Source organism: Sporosarcina trichiuri (assembly GCF_030406775.1).
GTDB lineage: Bacteria > Bacillota > Bacilli > Bacillales_A > Planococcaceae > Sporosarcina > Sporosarcina trichiuri.
This window is the reverse complement of record NZ_CP129119.1, coordinates 2,928,454-2,944,870: the sequence shown is the minus strand read 5'-3', so window position 1 is coordinate 2,944,870 and position 16,417 is coordinate 2,928,454. Positions and strand designations below refer to the sequence as shown.

General features: G+C 52.4%; 27 protein-coding genes. 3 read left to right on the top strand and 24 right to left on the bottom strand.

Going from position 1 to position 16,417, the window contains the following annotated elements; genetic code table 11:
- Positions 1 to 9: 9 nt before the first annotated feature.
- The 4 genes from QWT68_RS14990 to QWT68_RS14975 all read right to left on the bottom strand — a co-directional run bounded on the left by QWT68_RS14990 (position 10) and on the right by QWT68_RS14975 (position 1,772).
- Complete coding sequence (locus QWT68_RS14990) at positions 10 to 558, bottom strand: hypothetical protein (protein ID WP_290148803.1); 549 nt, start codon at positions 556 to 558, stop codon at positions 10 to 12.
- Positions 555 to 857, bottom strand: a complete 303-nt coding sequence (locus QWT68_RS14985) for a DUF2087 domain-containing protein (protein WP_290148802.1) — start codon at positions 855 to 857, stop codon at positions 555 to 557. The genes QWT68_RS14990 and QWT68_RS14985 overlap by 4 nt, the downstream gene beginning before the upstream one ends.
- Before the next feature lie 261 nt (positions 858 to 1,118).
- Complete coding sequence (locus QWT68_RS14980) at positions 1,119 to 1,328, bottom strand: hypothetical protein (RefSeq protein WP_290148801.1); 210 nt, start codon at positions 1,326 to 1,328, stop codon at positions 1,119 to 1,121.
- Positions 1,329 to 1,358: 30 nt separating this feature from the next.
- Entirely contained in the window at positions 1,359 to 1,772 is a 414-nt protein-coding gene (locus QWT68_RS14975; RefSeq protein WP_290148800.1) for a DnaJ family domain-containing protein, read from the bottom strand.
- A 240-nt stretch (positions 1,773 to 2,012) separates the two neighbouring features.
- Here QWT68_RS14975 and QWT68_RS14970 point away from each other — a divergent pair, with 240 nt between their 5' ends.
- The 3 genes from QWT68_RS14970 to QWT68_RS14960 all read left to right on the top strand — a co-directional run bounded on the left by QWT68_RS14970 (position 2,013) and on the right by QWT68_RS14960 (position 4,783).
- Positions 2,013 to 3,005, top strand: coding sequence for a LytTR family transcriptional regulator DNA-binding domain-containing protein (locus tag QWT68_RS14970; RefSeq protein ID WP_290148799.1), 993 nt, complete (start codon positions 2,013 to 2,015; stop codon positions 3,003 to 3,005).
- 222 nt (positions 3,006 to 3,227) lie between these two features.
- Positions 3,228 to 4,076 (top strand): ABC transporter ATP-binding protein, encoded by an 849-nt coding sequence (locus QWT68_RS14965; RefSeq protein ID WP_290148798.1) that lies wholly within the window; start codon positions 3,228 to 3,230, stop codon positions 4,074 to 4,076.
- Positions 4,073 to 4,783 (top strand): ABC transporter permease, encoded by a 711-nt coding sequence (locus QWT68_RS14960; RefSeq protein ID WP_290148797.1) that lies wholly within the window; start codon positions 4,073 to 4,075, stop codon positions 4,781 to 4,783. The genes QWT68_RS14965 and QWT68_RS14960 overlap by 4 nt, the downstream gene beginning before the upstream one ends.
- A gap of 176 nt (positions 4,784 to 4,959) precedes the next feature.
- Here the strand turns inward: QWT68_RS14960 and QWT68_RS14955 are convergent, their stop codons facing one another.
- From QWT68_RS14955 to QWT68_RS14860, 20 genes are all read right to left on the bottom strand, one after another.
- Positions 4,960 to 5,424, bottom strand: coding sequence for an NUDIX hydrolase (locus tag QWT68_RS14955; protein ID WP_290148796.1), 465 nt, complete (start codon positions 5,422 to 5,424; stop codon positions 4,960 to 4,962).
- A gap of 429 nt (positions 5,425 to 5,853) precedes the next feature.
- Positions 5,854 to 6,057: a hypothetical protein gene (locus QWT68_RS14950; RefSeq protein WP_290148795.1), complete on the bottom strand. Its 204-nt coding sequence runs from the start codon at positions 6,055 to 6,057 to the stop codon at positions 5,854 to 5,856.
- A gap of 55 nt (positions 6,058 to 6,112) precedes the next feature.
- Positions 6,113 to 6,508: a VOC family protein gene (locus QWT68_RS14945; RefSeq protein ID WP_290148794.1), complete on the bottom strand. Its 396-nt coding sequence runs from the start codon at positions 6,506 to 6,508 to the stop codon at positions 6,113 to 6,115.
- Between the two features lie 288 nt (positions 6,509 to 6,796).
- Positions 6,797 to 6,907: a putative holin-like toxin gene (locus QWT68_RS14940; RefSeq protein ID WP_290148793.1), complete on the bottom strand. Its 111-nt coding sequence runs from the start codon at positions 6,905 to 6,907 to the stop codon at positions 6,797 to 6,799.
- A gap of 120 nt (positions 6,908 to 7,027) precedes the next feature.
- Positions 7,028 to 7,312, bottom strand: a complete 285-nt coding sequence (locus tag QWT68_RS14935) for a hypothetical protein (protein ID WP_290148792.1) — start codon at positions 7,310 to 7,312, stop codon at positions 7,028 to 7,030.
- A gap of 44 nt (positions 7,313 to 7,356) precedes the next feature.
- Positions 7,357 to 7,599, bottom strand: a complete 243-nt coding sequence (locus tag QWT68_RS14930) for a hypothetical protein (RefSeq protein WP_290148791.1) — start codon at positions 7,597 to 7,599, stop codon at positions 7,357 to 7,359.
- Positions 7,599 to 7,874 carry a YesK family protein gene (locus QWT68_RS14925; protein ID WP_290148790.1) on the bottom strand — a complete coding sequence of 92 codons (276 nt, stop codon included), beginning with the start codon at positions 7,872 to 7,874 and terminating at the stop codon, positions 7,599 to 7,601. Before QWT68_RS14925 ends, QWT68_RS14930 begins: the two co-directional genes overlap by 1 nt.
- A gap of 52 nt (positions 7,875 to 7,926) precedes the next feature.
- Entirely contained in the window at positions 7,927 to 8,121 is a 195-nt protein-coding gene (locus QWT68_RS14920; RefSeq protein WP_290148789.1) for a hypothetical protein, read from the bottom strand.
- Between the two features lie 37 nt (positions 8,122 to 8,158).
- Positions 8,159 to 8,377 carry a hypothetical protein gene (locus QWT68_RS14915; protein WP_290148788.1) on the bottom strand — a complete coding sequence of 73 codons (219 nt, stop codon included), beginning with the start codon at positions 8,375 to 8,377 and terminating at the stop codon, positions 8,159 to 8,161.
- A 46-nt stretch (positions 8,378 to 8,423) separates the two neighbouring features.
- The gene (locus tag QWT68_RS14910) at positions 8,424 to 8,855 is read right to left on the bottom strand and encodes a hypothetical protein (RefSeq protein WP_290148787.1); all 432 of its coding nucleotides are present in this window, start codon (positions 8,853 to 8,855) and stop codon (positions 8,424 to 8,426) included.
- A 21-nt stretch (positions 8,856 to 8,876) separates the two neighbouring features.
- A complete protein-coding gene (locus QWT68_RS14905; RefSeq protein ID WP_040285057.1) occupies positions 8,877 to 9,065 on the bottom strand; it encodes a hypothetical protein in 189 nt (62 codons plus the stop codon).
- Between the two features lie 234 nt (positions 9,066 to 9,299).
- Complete coding sequence (locus QWT68_RS14900) at positions 9,300 to 10,559, bottom strand: cytochrome P450 (RefSeq protein WP_290148786.1); 1,260 nt, start codon at positions 10,557 to 10,559, stop codon at positions 9,300 to 9,302.
- Between the two features lie 549 nt (positions 10,560 to 11,108).
- Positions 11,109 to 12,686, bottom strand: a complete 1,578-nt coding sequence (locus QWT68_RS14895) for an AMP-binding protein (protein WP_290148785.1) — start codon at positions 12,684 to 12,686, stop codon at positions 11,109 to 11,111.
- On the bottom strand, positions 12,673 to 13,551 hold the full coding sequence (locus QWT68_RS14890; RefSeq protein ID WP_290148784.1) for an SDR family NAD(P)-dependent oxidoreductase: 879 nt from the start codon (positions 13,549 to 13,551) through the stop codon (positions 12,673 to 12,675). The genes QWT68_RS14895 and QWT68_RS14890 overlap by 14 nt, the downstream gene beginning before the upstream one ends.
- A gap of 72 nt (positions 13,552 to 13,623) precedes the next feature.
- Complete coding sequence (locus QWT68_RS14885; RefSeq protein ID WP_179860722.1) at positions 13,624 to 13,764, bottom strand: hypothetical protein; 141 nt, start codon at positions 13,762 to 13,764, stop codon at positions 13,624 to 13,626.
- A 112-nt stretch (positions 13,765 to 13,876) separates the two neighbouring features.
- Entirely contained in the window at positions 13,877 to 14,035 is a 159-nt protein-coding gene (locus QWT68_RS14880; RefSeq protein WP_290148783.1) for a hypothetical protein, read from the bottom strand.
- 78 nt (positions 14,036 to 14,113) lie between these two features.
- Positions 14,114 to 14,473 (bottom strand): hypothetical protein, encoded by a 360-nt coding sequence (locus QWT68_RS14875; RefSeq protein WP_290148782.1) that lies wholly within the window; start codon positions 14,471 to 14,473, stop codon positions 14,114 to 14,116.
- Positions 14,474 to 14,601: 128 nt separating this feature from the next.
- Positions 14,602 to 15,336 carry a DUF5694 domain-containing protein gene (locus tag QWT68_RS14870; protein ID WP_290148781.1) on the bottom strand — a complete coding sequence of 245 codons (735 nt, stop codon included), beginning with the start codon at positions 15,334 to 15,336 and terminating at the stop codon, positions 14,602 to 14,604.
- A gap of 82 nt (positions 15,337 to 15,418) precedes the next feature.
- Positions 15,419 to 15,940 (bottom strand): GNAT family N-acetyltransferase, encoded by a 522-nt coding sequence (locus QWT68_RS14865; protein ID WP_290148780.1) that lies wholly within the window; start codon positions 15,938 to 15,940, stop codon positions 15,419 to 15,421.
- Positions 15,930 to 16,403, bottom strand: a complete 474-nt coding sequence (locus QWT68_RS14860; protein WP_290148779.1) for a GNAT family N-acetyltransferase — start codon at positions 16,401 to 16,403, stop codon at positions 15,930 to 15,932. The genes QWT68_RS14865 and QWT68_RS14860 overlap by 11 nt, the downstream gene beginning before the upstream one ends.
- Between the last annotated feature and the right edge of the window lie 14 nt (positions 16,404 to 16,417).

Genomic DNA, 16,417 nt, shown 5'->3' with positions numbered 1-16,417 from the left:
AATGATCTCCTAAAATATAGCCCACGCCTTTGAAAAGAACTGGACAAGCAAAATCACTTCGCCGGCGAGCAAGAGCAACAGCAGGACACTCGCAGCAGACGGGACAATGAAAAAGAGCACGGTAGTCAAAACCAGCAGCAACAGCAGCAGTCCGGGCATCTTTTCAAGAAAACCTATATCCATGAAAGCCGTCGTCTCATCATGTTGGATTGCCACAAACACTTCGTGGAGAATATAGAAGATCATCCCCAACCCGGTGACTGCGAGCACGGCAAGCAAGAGGGTGGCAGCTGTCGCGGCACCGCTCGACAAGGCGATCGTCTGCAGCGAGTGTCCCGTGCCGTTCAATACGGCAAACCCGATACTGTGCAGCACCATGAATCCCGCAGCCGGCAGCAAGCGCCGTACGCGCGGGAGCGAATCCCCCATTTGCCTAAGACCTATGCAGATCAGGGCGTATCCGACCGCATTGGTGCTGTAGAAGAACACACCCATATCCAGCAACTGCAAATTTGTTTTGGCAAAGACGAGCAGGACACCGAGCAGGAAGATATTCATGATTGTTCTTCCTCCGCCACCCAATACTCCGTACAATCGAGACTCCTGGCGAGGAATCCATAATCGATCAACGCCCGCCGGATCAGGGCAAAGTCTTCATACATTGTCTGGAGCACCGCATTCACTTCTTTTTCGGTATATCGCGTTCCGGCTTCGAACCGCCCGGCAATCGCTTCCAGAATGATCAGCTTCCGTTTTTCCTTACTCGGATACTGCGACAGCGGCCCATCCAGTCCTTGTTTGAAATAGTTGCTCAGCACTTTTTGTTTTTCTTCGTTCGTGACAGTCATTGCTTGCATAAGACGCCCCCCTTTTTACGCGTAGCCTACACCGATGACTCTTTCTCAGAACGCCCCTTCCTTGAACTTAACGCAAACCCAATCGCAGCCATGTTCACTGCTAACATAATCCAGTTATACACGCTGCCGTCTCCCTGCCATAAGTACATGCCATACCGCAGAGTGTTGAACGCGATGACTACACAGAGAAAGACGAATAATTTTGGATGGTCTCGATACATCGTTTCACTCCTCCCTACTCCAAGGACACAGGATGCCTTATCACCCTCGCCGGATGACTTCAATCACTTTCTCACTCATCAATACTGATAGTATTCCACAGGCGAGCAGGACTGCCAGTGAACCGAACAGGACGCCGATGTCGCCGACAAGAACCCCAATTCCTGTAAAACTCCATATCCAGCTGAACAACTTGAAATAGAGGATGAATAAAACGATTATCATGCCCGCTTTCACAAGACGCAGGCTCATTCCTGGTCACTCTCCTCATTCGTTCTTTTATCACCCATCCAACTGCCCCTCTTCCAGTTTAAGCCGTTCTGCTGCCTGATAGACAGTGGCCAGCGTGACCGGCCCTTTCTGCATCGGTCTCGGACAAGCGCGATTGTACTTGGCGAGTTTACGGTTGATGTCAGTGATCCGTTCATCCATGTCCACTGCAATACCAGCAGACATGTACTCCGCCAGCAGCCGTACGTCCTCCCGAATTTCATCCTGCAATTCGAGCCAGTGCGGTTTGTAGCCTGCCTCTTTCGCAATCCGCTGGAAATGCTGCAGCGTATCCCCTGAGAAATACTCGCGGGAGAGCGGTTTCCCTCTGCCTTTCAAATTTTCCATGCCGCCCTCTTCCCGATGCCTCTTCAGGATATCCCCCATCAAATCGTTGTATGGCTGCTCTTCGTCCCGCTCTCTCATCAGCTTCAGCCCCTCCCTAAAAGTTGGCCCTCCCTGATCTGCCTGTGTCTATGGGTCAGGCAGGTACAATTTATATATACTCTATTACAAACAATTCAGTCTATCCCTATTGTAACATATCCTTCCAGTATGTTTGCTGTACTTTCTGTAATTTGCAAAAAAAGTCTTCAGGTAATCCTCCACTGTCTCCCGAACTGTTATAATGCCGATAGAGACTGATGTAACCAGGAGGAACGTACAATGACTGTTGAATTCATACAGGCGGAAAAGCGTAAGCACGATACCGTCCTGTTTCCGCCTTTCGATCTGGCCCTCACGCCGGGAGAAGTAACCGCTATCCAATCGAGTGTGAATGTGCGGGAGGAACTGCTGGACCTGCTGAGCGGACGAAGCAGTCTTACCCATGGGGAACTGAAACTCGAAGTAAACAGACCGGCCGGTTTCTTTTTCCTGCCGACGGGTCTGTATGAACGGCTGACCGTCAAGGAGATGCTCCGCTTCATCCGACAGCTGCACGGCTCCGTTCAAAAGATCCCGGACATTCTTCGGGCCATGCAGCTGGAAGACCGGCAGAACGAGAAGATCAGCACGCTTTCCTTCTCGGAAAAGAAGCGGGTCCAGCTCGCCTGTCTGCTCGTTCAGGACCCCGCCGTCTTCATATTTGAAGAACCCGATCAGAATATCGATCTGGAATCGAAGCGGCTGTACCACCGGGCTCTTCAGCAGCTGCGGCAGGAGGAGAAAACGGTACTGATCCTGACGGGAAATCTGGAAAGTGCAGTCACTGCAGCAGACCGCGTCTATAAATTGGACGAAACCGGCCTGCACATGATTGAACTGGGCACGGACGAAGCGGAACCGGAGGACGACCTCACGCCTTCTGCGCTCACCGTCCGGTTCGAAAAGATCCCGACCAAGGTGAACGAAAAACTGGTGCTGTTCAACCCGCCGGAAATCGACTATATCGAAAGCAGTGACGGGCTGACACACTTACATATAAAGGGAGAACAGTTTCCCAGTACGTTCACACTCAGCGAATTGGAGGAACGGCTGCTGCCATTCGGTTTCTTCCGCTGCCATCGTTCCTATTTGGTGAACCTGCAGAAAGTGCGGGAAGTGATCACATGGACACGGAACAGTTACAGTCTGATCCTCGATGATCCGACAAAAACGACCATCCCTCTCTCCAAATCGAAAATGACCGAGCTGAAAGAGATGCTTGGCCTGAAATAATAGCGAATCGTGCAGAAAAACCGATTATTTCCCCGGAAATAATTCATCTCTTCTGCTATAAGCCAGTTTCTTCACTATCATTCTTGCTCCATTCAGCACTCATAGGCACCATTCACCCTCACCACAGCTCTTCTGATGCCAAAAATGCTGTGGGCTTTCCGGGTTCATCGTAATCTGGATGTACAGACAGCGCATGGCGCTCGAGTACAAAGGAGGATGAAAATGGAAAACATTATTGATTTGCAGCAAGTGGAGAAACGGTTTGGCAATGAAACCGCTCTCGCTGACGTTACCTTCCAAGTGAAACGGGGTGAGATTTTCGGCTTTCTCGGGCCGAGCGGTTCCGGCAAGACGACCACCATCAAGATCCTGACCGGCCAGCTTGCGCCGACAGCCGGATCAGCGACCGTATTCGATGAATCCGTGCAATGTCTGAAACAACCGGCAAACCGGAAGCGGTTCGGGGTGCTGACGGACAACAGCGGGCTCTATGGCCGATTGTCCATCCACGATAATCTGAAGCTGTACTGCGATTTGTACGATGTCCCCCGTACACAGATCACCCGCGTCCTGGCCGCGGTCCAGCTGCAGCAGGATCAGCACAAGCGGGTCTCCGCCCTGTCGAAAGGGATGACGCAGCGGGTGGTTCTCGCCAGAGCCCTTCTGCATGAACCGGAGTTGCTGTTCCTCGATGAGCCGACGTCAGCGCTCGACCCGGTGAATACGATGCACATCTATGACGGCCTGCGGGCGCTGAATGAACGCGGCACGACCATCTTCCTGACAACGCATGACATGTCGGAAGCGGAAACACTGTGTGACCGTGTCGCCTTCCTTAACAACGGCAGCATCCAGCTGATTGGTTCACCGAACGAATTGAAAAAGCGATTTTCGGATGCCACTTTGACCGCCGAACTGAAAAACGGCACATCCCTGATCCTGCCGGCAGGTGCCGCCGGAGCCCAGCAGCTGTTCGACTACATGCAGCAGGATCAGATCGAATCGATCCATTCAAACGAGCCGACACTCGGTGATATTTTCATTCAAGTGACAGGGAGGAAACTCGCATGACGCTTTCTTTTAAACGGATCCACGCCATCTTCATGAAAGACTACAAGGACTTTTCCCGCAACCTGGCTGTATCCATCATCATCTTCCTGCCGCCTGTCCTCGCTGCGTTCTTCAGCCGGATGGGCACCGGCGGCACAATCGAGACTCATTACATGGTCATCAACATGTCGTTCGCCATGGTCGCAGCCTTCGTCCAAAGCTGCCTTATCGCAGAAGAAAAGGAGAAGAACACGCTCCGGGGTCTGATGCTGTCTCCTGCAAGCACGTCGGAGATCCTGATCGGGAAAAGCCTGCTGTCCCTGTCGTTGACGCTCGTGTCTATCGTGCTGAGTCTCCTTCTCGGCGACTATCGTCCGGCCAATATCGGTATCATCACGGTCGCCATCCTGGTCTCCAGCGTGTTCTACATCGCACTCGGAACGATGCTCGGACTGTTCGCGAAAACGGTGATGGAAGCGTCGCTGTATGTCACGCCCGTGTTCGTCCTTTTCTCCTTTGGCACGCTGCTGCCAGCGTTCGCTGAACAGTATCCCGTATTGAAAGCTGCAACGTACTTGCCGAATATCCAACTGCTTGAAATCGGCATTGCAGTAGAAAACGGTACGGGGATGACCGGGGTGCTGCCGCAGCTCGCCATCATCCTCGCCTGGGGGATCGCCGCCTCCCTCGCGGCCATTTCCCTGTACAAACAACGCCTGACAGACTGAGTAACGAATGGGAGGAAGAGAATTGAAAAGCATCTTGAAACTGATCGTTGGAGTTGCCGTAGGGATTGCCATTGTGCTCGCAGCGAAGCTGCTGATCGGCGGGTGACTCCCATGGAAAAAGCCTGGACGGGAGCAGCTCTCCGTCCAGGCTTGTTTTTACTTTAATATGTATCCAATCATCCGATAACAGGAAGAGCAATTCCCTCAGCCCAATCCTCGATGAACTGCCGCTGCCTCGGATTCAGATTGCCCGGCAATTCGTCCTTGCCGAAAAAGCGATGCGCTCGGCTTTCCGGATCCGCCTCATGCAACCGTCCCGTGTAAGCCATCGACTTGAAAATCACCTGGATGCTGTAGGTTTGGTCGCCATTCGGGTAGGTGACGAAACAGGACGGCCCCGAGTAGAGTCCGAAGAGTGTCAGATCCCCAATGAACAATCCCGTCTCCTCCTTTGTTTCCCGGATGGCGGTCTCCTCGAATGTCTCTCCGAGTTCCATGATGCCGCCCGGAATGCACCAGTTGTCCTCATCGGTCCGGTGCTGCAGCAAGATCTTCCTGTCCTGTTCGATGATCACGCCGCAACCCACCGTCAGCAGCGATTCCTGCCCGACGAGCTTGCGTAGGTTTTGAATGTATCCCATCTGTCATACTCCCTCCTCTGTCTGCCCAACAAACCTGTTAAGATATGTCCAATATGCCCAGCTGCACAAGCCGAATAGGAGACCCGCCGTACAGAACGCAACGACAACGAGGGCAGATTCCGCTGACAGCATGGCCTCTGGACCAAAAGGAAGGAACAGAAGCAGCCCAGGTACAAGCGAAACCAGAAAGCCGAATGTCAGAGAACGGGCAAGCAGCCGACGGCGAGACCGGCGGGCCAGCACATACATCAGCACAAAGTAAACCGGCACCATGACCGAATAAACAGCAGCTCCCCAGTACATGACGAGACCGAGCTCCGTTCCGATCGGCTCCCCCCCATACGACGCGCAACGTCAATAGGTATGCGAGCAGGCCGCCTGCATAGGCAGCGACAGGGGTAAGCAGGATGTAAAGCACTGTCGGAATCATCATGGTCCATCACCCCCGTCTTGAGAAAGCGGATTCTGCATGGGCGAGGCGGCCGTTCGCTCCGCGTTCCGTTTCAGAGTCGTATTAATGTTGATCAACGCCATCAGAATAAATCCGAGCATGATGAATGTGACGAGTTCCCCCGTAAAAAACGAAACAATCCCGAGTATCAATGCATACACCGCATACCATTTGTTTTCCATGCGCTCACCTCCTCGCTTCTGTTTTCTCTATGAAAAATATCTGCCAAATACACTTTTACGGCGCCACCAATTCCACTTTCATCCGATCCGGATCTTCGAAATAGACGGCGTAATGCGAGTTCCCTCCGGCATACGGATGGGCAGATTCATACAAAATCGGCACACCCCTTTCCCGGAGCTGATTTGTCAGCGCATCGACATGCGCCCGGGAGTCCGCCCAGAACGCCAAGTGGTTCAGACCGACCCGCTTTCGGTGATACGGAACATCCAAGTACCGGTCCTCCGCCTGCACAAAGACAAGATACGTCCCGCCCAGCCGCCAGCTCCTCCCCGCGTCCCACTCCTGATACAGCTCGTAGCCCAGTTCCTCCAGAAACCAGCCCCAAAATTCAACGGAACGTGTAAGATCGGAAACATACAGTTCGATATGGTGCAGCATACCTTGTTGCATAGATTCATTCCTTCCCAACTTCTTTAAAAAACGACCGACTTCACTCTACAATGCATGTTGTATCTCTCGACCTTTACCCATATTTACAAAACATCATGATTTCTCATCTAATGACTAGGGCATGTATCTTCAGTATAAGTGTGTTATACTGAACATATACTAAGAAAGACCGAGTGCGTCAACACTCGGTCAATGCAGCTGACATCCGCAGGAAGTGCGGTTGGCCAGAGGTAAAGAGTGGACAAAAAAAGTAACCATCTCATCTACTTAGCGGGTAGCGGAGGGAGGTTACTTTTTTGTCTTGATGACAATCGCGATGATCGCCACCACTGCTGTTAAGCTTGTGGCTAAGAATATACCAAATTGAAAGAGCATATTCATGGCATCGAATGTCATCATAATTAACACCCCCTTTCCATTAAGGGAGTGCCGAACCGCCCATCCGCTGTATATCGCTGCACATACTATTTTACCACACCCACTCCTAAACATGTATTGAACATCCATATAGGATAAAGCTCATCCCCCGAACGAAAAGCCGAACTGGACGGATAGGAAGAGGATCAGTTCCACCGCACCGATCCCCGCAACAATCAGCGGTACTGTTTTTCGGCTTCCATCTTCAAACACAGCTCCGATCGTACCTATGATCAGAAAGATGAGGCCCATGATGAGTCCGGTTGCCAAAATGACCACAAGTGCCATCAGCGGGGCGGTGAAGAGATAGTACCCCCCGATCGCAAACTGGACGAAAAAAAGTAGTAGCAAGACAGTGGTGATCTTTCCCGGAATGGTTTTTGGCATGGTACACTCCCTTCTGCCGATGATCGGCCATTTGTCTGACAGTTTCACTTATCCGAGGTACCAGCAGCCTTGCGCCGTCGTTGTTTGAAATTCAATATCGCTTCATAGCCGAAAGCCCCCAGCAGTCCTGCCCAAAACAAGATGCCTGGAGAAAGGAGTGCCTGGTCTGTCAGCAGGAAATAGAAATAATTGGCGAATGTCAAAAGCAGATAGATCAGAAAGCCAGTCTGATACCCTTTGGCGGCAGTTCGTTTCTCCGATGCTGTCATCTTCCGGAAAAAGATCATTAGGAGCCGCTCCTGTCAGAAGCAGCACCGACAGCCATGCCGACTATTGTTCCGAGAAGGGCCGCACCCGCCAAGAACGAGTAGCCCATCCCTTCCCAGCCGCCAATAACGATCATGCTGATGAAGAAAGCTGAAACGCACAGCACGGCAATTCCCAACGTGATTTTGAAGAATAGCGGTCTGGACAGTTTCCGCGACAGGGCGATGACAAGACCCATCGCCACAATGCCAGCCAGCAGGATAGGCGTCCATCCAGCTAACATAAGTGCCTCCATTTGTCTTCCTCCCTTTTCAGTTTAAAGCTCTAATACCTCCACAATGAAGACTTCAGGTTTCCCGATTTGAAAACGAATGCAGCGCGAGAATCATCGTGAGGAACGGGAACACATACCATAGCGTTCCCCGTTCAAATACGTACTCCAAGCTCGGAATGAAGACAAGAAACTTTGAAATGAACAGAATCATCAGGAACGAACTGACGACCAAGATGGACTCTGATGTATTGATCACTTTCCTCTTCAAGAACCCACCGCCTTTTCAGTTATGCACTTTCAACAAACTACTTGCGGTCCGCCGATTTGCCCGGCAACCGATTCAGGATCACAACGAGACTGCTGATGACGAGCATGAGGACAGCTGTGCGGACCCAGGTCATTTCACCGTGAGTCACATACTTCAGCAGCATCGTCCCCGAATAACAGACGGTGAAGATAACCAAGTAAAGCGGAATCAGCTTGGCAAGTGCTAGTGATTTCTTTTCTTGTGACAGGATAATCACCTCTCAAATCTGGGACTCGATGTGTTTCATCTTGCCCGCTGCTTCTTCATTTATGAAAGATCAGCTTGAACAATTCCAATACACCGAAATACGACAGGCCGCCCACGATCCCATAGATCCCTAAGTCGATTCCGGAAAACAATTCACCGAATATGACCGCACCGAGGAGTCCGGCCAGACAGCCGGCACCGGCATAGAAAGGGATTTTCATCTTGCGGGATCGCTGCCTGGTCTTCGGAGAGAAGTCAATGAACAGGGCGACGGGCAGCGCAAGGAACAGAAAGAACGGCAGGGAATACACCGCCGTCACCAAAGCGGTCGGCCCGAAACTCCAGGAGTCGTCAAACACCAATAACGAATAGAGCGCAATGCAGGCGCCGAACAGCAAAGGCGACAGGAAGACCGCCAGCAGGTAGACCGCCAATCTGTCGAACGTACTCTGGTAGGCAGCCGCCAGTTTGTCGGGTTTCGGATTCATAGTCGGGTACTCCTCTCCGGTTCAGTGACGGGTCTCTTCCTTTCCAAGGAAGTAACGGGCGTTTGCGAAAAATACGACGCCGAGCAGGAACAGCATGACAATCAGCCAGCTTGCAATGGCCGAGTATGCCCCATTCAGGACAAATTCACTTACTAAATTGACGAACACCGAAGCAGCGAACACTGCAAATAATCCTATTACATATTTCATAAAACGCAGATGGCTCCTTTCCTGTACCATATTCCATCCGTATACTTTCCTTACGTCCGGAGATTGGATATTGTTTCATTGTTCTGTCATCTGGTAACAGAAGTTTTCCAGAAAATCATTTGACACTATTGTAACACGATTCCAGTTGCTATCTATCTTTTTCCAAAAAAGAATATGCATGCCCATAAGAAAACGCGCACGAACCGGCAGGCTGCCGATTCGTACGCGTACACATCACTCTTTGAATAACAGGGCCTTGCTGTTCGGGTACGTCGGAAACTGGTCCATCGGGATGGTCCAATCCTGTTCAGGTACCTTGAAGCTGTACTTGTTCACCAGCTGGTCCGAGAAGGCCCGCATGCTGTGAAGGGTGATCCATTCGCCGGCACAGCGGTGCATGTCCCGGAACGAACCGCCGCCCTGCGCGATCATTTCGTATTGTTCCTCATACGAAATCTCTTCGGCCCGGCCGGCATACCGGTCGATCCGGAACTCATCCGGTGCGTCGATGGTACGCGCGTCGTGGTTCGTACCGTAGAGATCGAGCACCACCCAGCTGTCTTCCGGGATCACGTACCCATCCACTTCCACGTCCCGGACTGCGACTGCCGGCAGCATCGGGAAGAATGGGTAGAAGCGCCTCATCTCTTGGATGAACGGATCCTGCAGCCGGTCGAAATCCGCCTGCAGCTCTTTATAGATGTCCTCTCCCGCAAACAGGGCATGCCCCATCAGCGCCATCCAAACCGTCAGCGCGACTGTCGGCCGGATGATGTTGAGCAGCTCGACCGCCGCCACGTCCACCGGCAGTAGCTCTCCATCCAGATCCGTCGCATTCGCAAACGTATACAGCGCATAGTTCTCTTTTCCGGGCACCGGATGCTTTCGCGCTTCTTCGATCAGATCCTTCGCCCACTTCTCCGATTTGTTGCGGTCTTTGATCCCTTTAAGATGATCGATCGGCGACGTCACTGCTCCGCTGATCATGGCGATCTGGTTTTCCGCCAGCTTGTCCACCGTTTCGGCATCGTACGTATCCAGATTGATGCCTGCCCATTCGCAGATGGCGGTGAACAGCACTTTATTGGCCAACTCGAACAGCTCGAATTCGCCATGCTGCCGATCGAGCGCCGCCGTCAGATGCCGTGCCAGGATGTCATGATAGTCATCCATCCGCTCGGGTGTCATGAGGTCCATGAAATAATGTTTCCGGTGGTGGTGGGCCTCGCCGTCCAGCGTCTGGACACCGCCTTCACCGAACAGCGTTTTCAGCACCGGTTTCGGCATCGCCCCTTCGCGTTTGAAGTTCGCCGGGTCATAGAACTGACGAGCCGCCGCCTCCCCGTAGATTGCCGTAATTTCCTCCGTCAGGAACTTCGCTTTCACGACAGGCGCCCCAACGTCCTCGCGCAGCTCCCCTAACAGGTCATAGCCTTTTTCCATCAAGTCTTTCACATCGGTCAGTTTGACTTTCGTTTCCGGTACTTGTTTCATTTCGTTCACTCCTAGTGTTTTTCGTCCTATCCGTATTGTGTCGGTCCCTACTACTATTGCCTGGAAGTAAATTCGGCAAACACTTGTCATCATTGGATACCAGGTTGACCTTTGTAGCTCTAGCGGTTCTAGTTCTCCGGTCTGCAAACAATACTTTGCTGCAGTCCGTATCAAATTGACCAGCAACGTATATATGTACGGAAATAGAAATAATACAATAGAAGCCGCAGAGCGGATCGGGATAGAAGCAGGCTCTGAACTCGAGTTACAGGTTAGGGACGATGAAAACACAATTACGCTGGCAACGAAAAACCCCAAGAGAAAGTACTCCCTTGAGGGATTGGTATCCCAAATCACTGCGGAAAACCGCCATGCCACAGTCGATCTTGCAAGCGCCGGGCGGGAATTATTGTAACTGTTGTCTACAATCTTGGGATATAATAATTCGGTTCAAGATTTTTTCGCATTGATAGGTATGACAAGAGCTTATTTAAGAGAGTAACCACTCTGCATACTTGGTCGTTTGCGGAGGATAGTTACTTTTTTAATTTACCTAAAGACTGTTTCCGTCTCATAATTATTGGGGCAAATCTCAAAATTGCAATCCATCTCCTGCCGCAGCCGCTTCTTATCCGGCTTCCCGAGGGAAGTGTATGGAATCTGGCGGAAGATGATCGTTTTCGGCATCTGATAGCGGGCGGCTCTGTCCGTCAGCCAGGCGGTGACAGCTGCTGTTGTGAGTGTATCGGAAAGCGGGTCGATCACCGCGCAAAGGCGCTGGCCGAACTCGGCATCCGGGACCCCGACCACTGCAGTGTCCCGGATAAGCGGATGGGTGCGGAGCAGGGTCTCCAGCTCAGATGGGTGGACATTCTCGCCGCCAGATACGATCATGTCATCGACCCGACCGTACACATGCAGCAATCCGTGCTCATCCAGATAGCCCATGTCACCGGTTTCTATCCATTTGGACTTCCTGCCGGCCATCGACCAGCTGCTGGACATGCAGATCTGTCCTGTTTCACCTGTACGGACTTCGTTCCCGGACGGATCGACCAGTTTCAGCCGGCCGCCCGCGACCTTCCTGCCGACGGCTCCGGGAGCGATTGCCAGCTCTTGCGGGGTCGCCATACAGGCGAGCCCTGTTTCGGATGTGCCATACAAATTGAACAGGACCGGACCGAGTGCCGCATTGATGTCCCGCGCGAGTTTCGGATGGAGCGGCGCCCCGCCGGACGCGATGCACCTCAGTGACCGCAGATTGTCTTTCTCGTGAGCCAGCAATCGTTCGGCGATCACCGGGACGACAGTGACCACTTCGACGCTATGGGTGCGGATCAGTGCGCTCAGCTGTTCCGTCCCAGATTCGCAGCTCAATACGATCGTTTTGCCAAGCGCTGCGAACGACAGGAGAATGGCCAGTCCATAGCCATGACAGAGGGGTGTAGCAATCAGGACATTGCTGCGCCGCGCCAGCTCCATCGTCTTCAGGAGGCTCAGATAGGGATCGATATAATTGAAGAGGGACGGCTGATGAGGAACGGCTTTCGGAAGTCCGGTCGTCCCGCCTGTCAGCAGCACAAGACGGCCGGCCGCCATCCGTTTCCACGGCCGCCTCGCGGGAAATCGATCACTTGCCGGCATGCAGACCATGATCGGAACGGCGGCAGGTTTCGGATTGGGCAGCAGATCGGCCAGCCGCTCCGAATCTTGGTCATGGATCAGCAGATCGAACCGGTGGCGTTCCAGCAGCAATGCCAACTGCGTATGTCCCATATCCGGATTCAGAAGATACACATCCGCCCCCAGGCGTGAAGCAGCGAACAGCGCGGTCACGAGAGAGGTCCGGTTCCGGCAGAGGAAGGCGACTTTCTGACCACAGCCGATGCCGAATTCCTCCTGCAGGCGCATGGCAGTTCCTTCACTGCGTCGGTGCAGCTCGCTATAGCTGACCGTTCCTTCCTCATCGATCAATGCCGGGGTATCCCCATGCAACCGGGCTGCGAATTCCAGCAGCACCATCAGATTCACCCCATGCCGGGCAACTGCTGAGGACAACCCGGTAGCCCCTGAAACGTTCAGCACCCCCATCTCCTGCAGCAGCCGTACCAGTTTACCGATCGGCATCGCGTGTCCTCCTTCTCCGTTCCAGTCCGTGTTCAATCGGCCGCCTGAACAGGACCGACGCCAGTTCCCCTGCCGGCAGCCACCACGGATGCCAGGTTTTCCGTTTCGTATACAAAGAGCGCGCAATCTGTTTCGCCGCCTCTGCCGGACACATCGCCGGCATCCGATCATACGCAGCAGTCGGCCGGATCATCTCCGTCCGGACGAGCGGCAGATAGAAGGTCGTGACCGAAATGCCGGACTGCCGCAGCTCGGCGGACGACGACCGCAGCCAGCTGTCAAACGCTGTCTTCGAAGCCTGATAGGCCGCCCAGTCCGGCATCGGCAGCAGCCGGGCGTTGATGGTCGACATATTGATGATCTGCCCCTGATTTTGCTGCAGGAGGGGCACAAGCGCCAGCAGCAGCCGGACGGGGACAAAGTAATTGATGGCCATCGTCCGTTCGAAATCGTGGAACCGATCCAGGGACGCCGCGAGTGTCCGGTTGATGGACAGGCCGGCATTCGAGATGAAAACATCCAGTCCCCTCGGCAGCGCAAGGAGGACATCAACCAGCCGGTCCAGTTCGTCGGGTGCGCGCAGATCGGCGGTCACCACCGTCACCGTTGCTGGGCCGTCTTCCAGTCTTTGCTGCACCGCGAGCAGACGATCCGTACGCCGGGCGACCAAAATCAGATGCACCGGCAGCTCCCCAAGCAAATACGCCATCTGTTCACCGATCCCTGAACTGGCGCCGGTAATCAGCACCGTCTTCCCGTACAGTTCCTCCGCAAGCCTGCCGGAATGCAGACGGGTCCGCGGGAACAGCAGCCGCTCGGCGAATGTGTATGGCTGACTTGGCTGGCCGAATGGTGAACGCGGCATCGGGCTCATCCTTTCCAGTAGCAGAAGCGTAATGCCTTCCGATTAATCAATTACAACTTGAAAATTCCGTCCTCACCGTCCGTCTTCCCGGTTCCGGTGCCTGCGCGCAATCCGCCAGAGGATGAATCCCCTCGCCAATGCTGCGAATGCTATGAAAATCAGTACGGTGAAAATAATATCGCCCAGATTCCATGTGCTGTTGATCGAATCCATCCTGCCGCCTCCAATTTAGCGGGGCAGCCCCGCCTCGTTCTAGGTCATGAAAGTTCAAGTAAACACGATGGCTTGGCTGCAAAGCATCTATTCTGCTGTCAGCCTATGCAGCTCACTCAGACGTTTCGTCGGCCTGTTTCCGCTTTTTCTCCAGATACGCGGTCCGCAGTTTATCGAGATGCTGCTGTTTATCGAATTGATCGGGTTTGCGTTTTTCATGATACTTTGAAACGGCCTGTCTGCCTTTTGAATCCAATTGATATTTCCCCATGATTTTCACCTCTTTTCATTTACATGATAACTATCGGCTTACGGATGAACGTACTGAACCGTTTTTTGCGCCATCTCTTCAAAGAAAGTGAACATAGGCAATTAAAACAAGTGTGCCTACAGCAATCATGGAGAGACTCCTGGCCGCACTTTCTGCTTTTGTGACTACGTTTCCGATCCACAAGACGATCCAGCCAAAGAACGCATTGGCCATGCCTGCATCCTGTACTGCCTTGAGACCTGTCACCGCTTCCGATCCCGAAAGAAACAGAAGCACTCCGATCACGAACGGGATGTACGTGAAAAAGATCAAAGGACTTCCAATCTCCTGTTTGAGTTCTTCATGTTCCTCTTTCTGCAGTCTTCTGTACGACTGATACGACAGCAGCGCAGGTACTACCCATATCAGCACCAAGGCTATCCATTGGAACGTCTCCATGTATCATTCTCTCCCCGGTCACTTAGTTAACCGTCTGGCCAGAAAGTGGCTGTCCGCTGACCATTTTTATCCGTTCTATGTATGGGGGTTGATAATCCCCTATTTGCTGACACACAGTCCAATCAGGTTCATAAGAAATACTCACTTGCATCCACTACTTCGCAAACACCGGACTCCGCTAAAAATTGCTTGACGAGATGGACATGGCCGCCTCCGACCAACAGCAGCACGCGGTCTTGTGGGTCGGTCATCAACCTTCGTAAGTTTGTATAGATAATCAGGTTCCGTTTATACCACCAGGTTAACCAATCCGTTGCATAGTAGTCTTTTTCCTTACCGATCATAGCTAACTCCATATAGACTTCATGCAGATCCCGGACAGCTTGCGGATCATTCAATCGCCGGAAGGCTTCAAGAACAGATAGGGTCGCCATCTCGGATGCGTCGTGCTGCATGGGTTCGAGGTAGCGCGTCATTAAATGCTGGTAACGCTCCGGTTCGTGCTCCTCAGCATATTGCAGCACGTCGCCCAACTCAGCATACTCCGTCACGTCACCCATCCAGTCCACACAGGAAATCTCCTCAATTCCCGCCTGCTTCGCCAATGGAAATCCGATCAGGTCGATTTCGTTCTTTTCAAGAGTTGTATCACCTGCTTGATACTTGGCAAAGCGCTCATTCAGTATCACCTGATTCTCCGGGACGGCTTCGACTGCCAGCCGGGTGGGATTGAATCGGCTCAGCGCCTGAACGACTTCGTGGGATTCGGCGGTTAACGTCTCCATGCTCTTCGGTTCTACTTTCGTCAGATCTGCCGTTTCTCCAAAATGGTATACGCCTACAACCATCACTGTTAGTTTCATAATTTCCTCCCTCCGCTCGGGCTCCCTCAAGCAATATCACCCATTTGAATACTATCAGTACACCTATCTATTAAGAGACAACTTACAGTCTCGCTAACACATCTTCTAAGTCATCCCATTCATAGACCAGTTCCGTTAGCGTTACTCCGCCAATTTCCATCTGAAGAGTTTCCACTAATTCCGCACCATAGTACTCGTAGAAGAAACGTGTTGGATTCGCTTCCAATACTTCAACGAACACTTTGCTAACCTCCATCTGTGTAAAATGGTGAAACAACTCGTTCATCAGTTTTTTGCCAGTTCCCAACCTCTGATACTCTTTCAGAAGATAAATCGAGGTCAGATCACTGGAATGGTCCACAGTGTTGGTTTCTCTCTCAAGCGCATCGGCAAAACCGATGATCTTCCCTTCATTGGTTTCCGCCCCGACTACAAAGTTGTCTGCCCTTGCTATGTTCCTCTTCCATAGATCCGTTCGTTTCTCGTATGACAAATTCGCTAAGTACTGGGATGGAATGATACCGCTGTAGGTAGTTCTCCAACTGTCCACATGGACTTGTGCGATTCCTGGAGCATCCGCCAGCACAGCTTCTCTAATTTTCATAGGCTCCCTCCATTTGGACCGACATCGGGTACAGTCTCTTTTCCAATATGATTTTGATCTCCCCATTCTTGTCAGCGCAGATGCCTGTGATGTCAAAGCCTTGTTTGAGATTCAGGATCAGCATAGAGCGCCATTTGTTCATTGTTTTCGTTCGCACCACGCTATATCCCTTTTCCACCAGGAAGTGATGTTGATGTCTCATAAGTCCGGAAGCAATTCCTCTCCCTCGATACGCTTCCCCTACACCCCCGAGCCAGCTGTAAAACGTCGCGTCGTCCAGTTTGTATCCGATTTTGTAACCGGTGACTTCATCGTTTTCCAGTGCCAGCGTAAACAACAGATTCGGTTTTGAACGTGCTTTGTTCAATAGGTTTTCCGAGTCACGGAAGATCTGCTCGTGGATCCGTAACATCTTTTGCACGGTTTGCGTATCCGGCATGCCCTCGATGTTCACAAACTCCATTGACCACCCTCCTT

Excerpts from the sequence above, each read along its gene's own strand:
- QWT68_RS14970 (WP_290148799.1), top strand. The coding sequence starts at position 2,013 with ATGACTGTTGAATTCATACAGGCGGAAAAGCGTAAGCACGATACCGTC.
- QWT68_RS14960 (WP_290148797.1), top strand. The coding sequence starts at position 4,073 with ATGACGCTTTCTTTTAAACGGATCCACGCCATCTTCATGAAAGACTAC.
- QWT68_RS14980 (WP_290148801.1), bottom strand. The coding sequence starts at position 1,328 with ATGAGCCTGCGTCTTGTGAAAGCGGGCATGATAATCGTTTTATTCATC.
- QWT68_RS14925 (WP_290148790.1), bottom strand. The coding sequence starts at position 7,874 with ATGGAGGCACTTATGTTAGCTGGATGGACGCCTATCCTGCTGGCTGGC.
- QWT68_RS14935 (WP_290148792.1), bottom strand. The coding sequence starts at position 7,312 with ATGCCAAAAACCATTCCGGGAAAGATCACCACTGTCTTGCTACTACTT.
- QWT68_RS14880 (WP_290148783.1), bottom strand. The coding sequence starts at position 14,035 with ATGGGGAAATATCAATTGGATTCAAAAGGCAGACAGGCCGTTTCAAAG.
- QWT68_RS14890 (WP_290148784.1), bottom strand. The coding sequence starts at position 13,551 with ATGCCGCGTTCACCATTCGGCCAGCCAAGTCAGCCATACACATTCGCC.
- QWT68_RS14905 (WP_040285057.1), bottom strand. The coding sequence starts at position 9,065 with ATGAAATATGTAATAGGATTATTTGCAGTGTTCGCTGCTTCGGTGTTC.
- QWT68_RS14945 (WP_290148794.1), bottom strand. The coding sequence starts at position 6,508 with ATGCAACAAGGTATGCTGCACCATATCGAACTGTATGTTTCCGATCTT.
- QWT68_RS14870 (WP_290148781.1), bottom strand. The coding sequence starts at position 15,336 with ATGAAACTAACAGTGATGGTTGTAGGCGTATACCATTTTGGAGAAACG.
- QWT68_RS14955 (WP_290148796.1), bottom strand. The coding sequence starts at position 5,424 with ATGGGATACATTCAAAACCTACGCAAGCTCGTCGGGCAGGAATCGCTG.
- QWT68_RS14975 (WP_290148800.1), bottom strand. The coding sequence starts at position 1,772 with ATGAGAGAGCGGGACGAAGAGCAGCCATACAACGATTTGATGGGGGAT.
- QWT68_RS14910 (WP_290148787.1), bottom strand. The coding sequence starts at position 8,855 with ATGAATCCGAAACCCGACAAACTGGCGGCTGCCTACCAGAGTACGTTC.
- QWT68_RS14950 (WP_290148795.1), bottom strand. The coding sequence starts at position 6,057 with ATGGAAAACAAATGGTATGCGGTGTATGCATTGATACTCGGGATTGTT.
- QWT68_RS14965 (WP_290148798.1), top strand. The coding sequence starts at position 3,228 with ATGGAAAACATTATTGATTTGCAGCAAGTGGAGAAACGGTTTGGCAAT.
- QWT68_RS14900 (WP_290148786.1), bottom strand. The coding sequence starts at position 10,559 with ATGAAACAAGTACCGGAAACGAAAGTCAAACTGACCGATGTGAAAGAC.
- QWT68_RS14895 (WP_290148785.1), bottom strand. The coding sequence starts at position 12,686 with ATGCCGATCGGTAAACTGGTACGGCTGCTGCAGGAGATGGGGGTGCTG.
- QWT68_RS14865 (WP_290148780.1), bottom strand. The coding sequence starts at position 15,940 with ATGAAAATTAGAGAAGCTGTGCTGGCGGATGCTCCAGGAATCGCACAA.
- QWT68_RS14860 (WP_290148779.1), bottom strand. The coding sequence starts at position 16,403 with ATGGAGTTTGTGAACATCGAGGGCATGCCGGATACGCAAACCGTGCAA.
- QWT68_RS14940 (WP_290148793.1), bottom strand. The coding sequence starts at position 6,907 with ATGATGACATTCGATGCCATGAATATGCTCTTTCAATTTGGTATATTC.
- QWT68_RS14885 (WP_179860722.1), bottom strand. The coding sequence starts at position 13,764 with ATGGATTCGATCAACAGCACATGGAATCTGGGCGATATTATTTTCACC.
- QWT68_RS14930 (WP_290148791.1), bottom strand. The coding sequence starts at position 7,599 with ATGATCTTTTTCCGGAAGATGACAGCATCGGAGAAACGAACTGCCGCC.
- QWT68_RS14990 (WP_290148803.1), bottom strand. The coding sequence starts at position 558 with ATGAATATCTTCCTGCTCGGTGTCCTGCTCGTCTTTGCCAAAACAAAT.
- QWT68_RS14985 (WP_290148802.1), bottom strand. The coding sequence starts at position 857 with ATGCAAGCAATGACTGTCACGAACGAAGAAAAACAAAAAGTGCTGAGC.
- QWT68_RS14875 (WP_290148782.1), bottom strand. The coding sequence starts at position 14,473 with ATGGAGACGTTCCAATGGATAGCCTTGGTGCTGATATGGGTAGTACCT.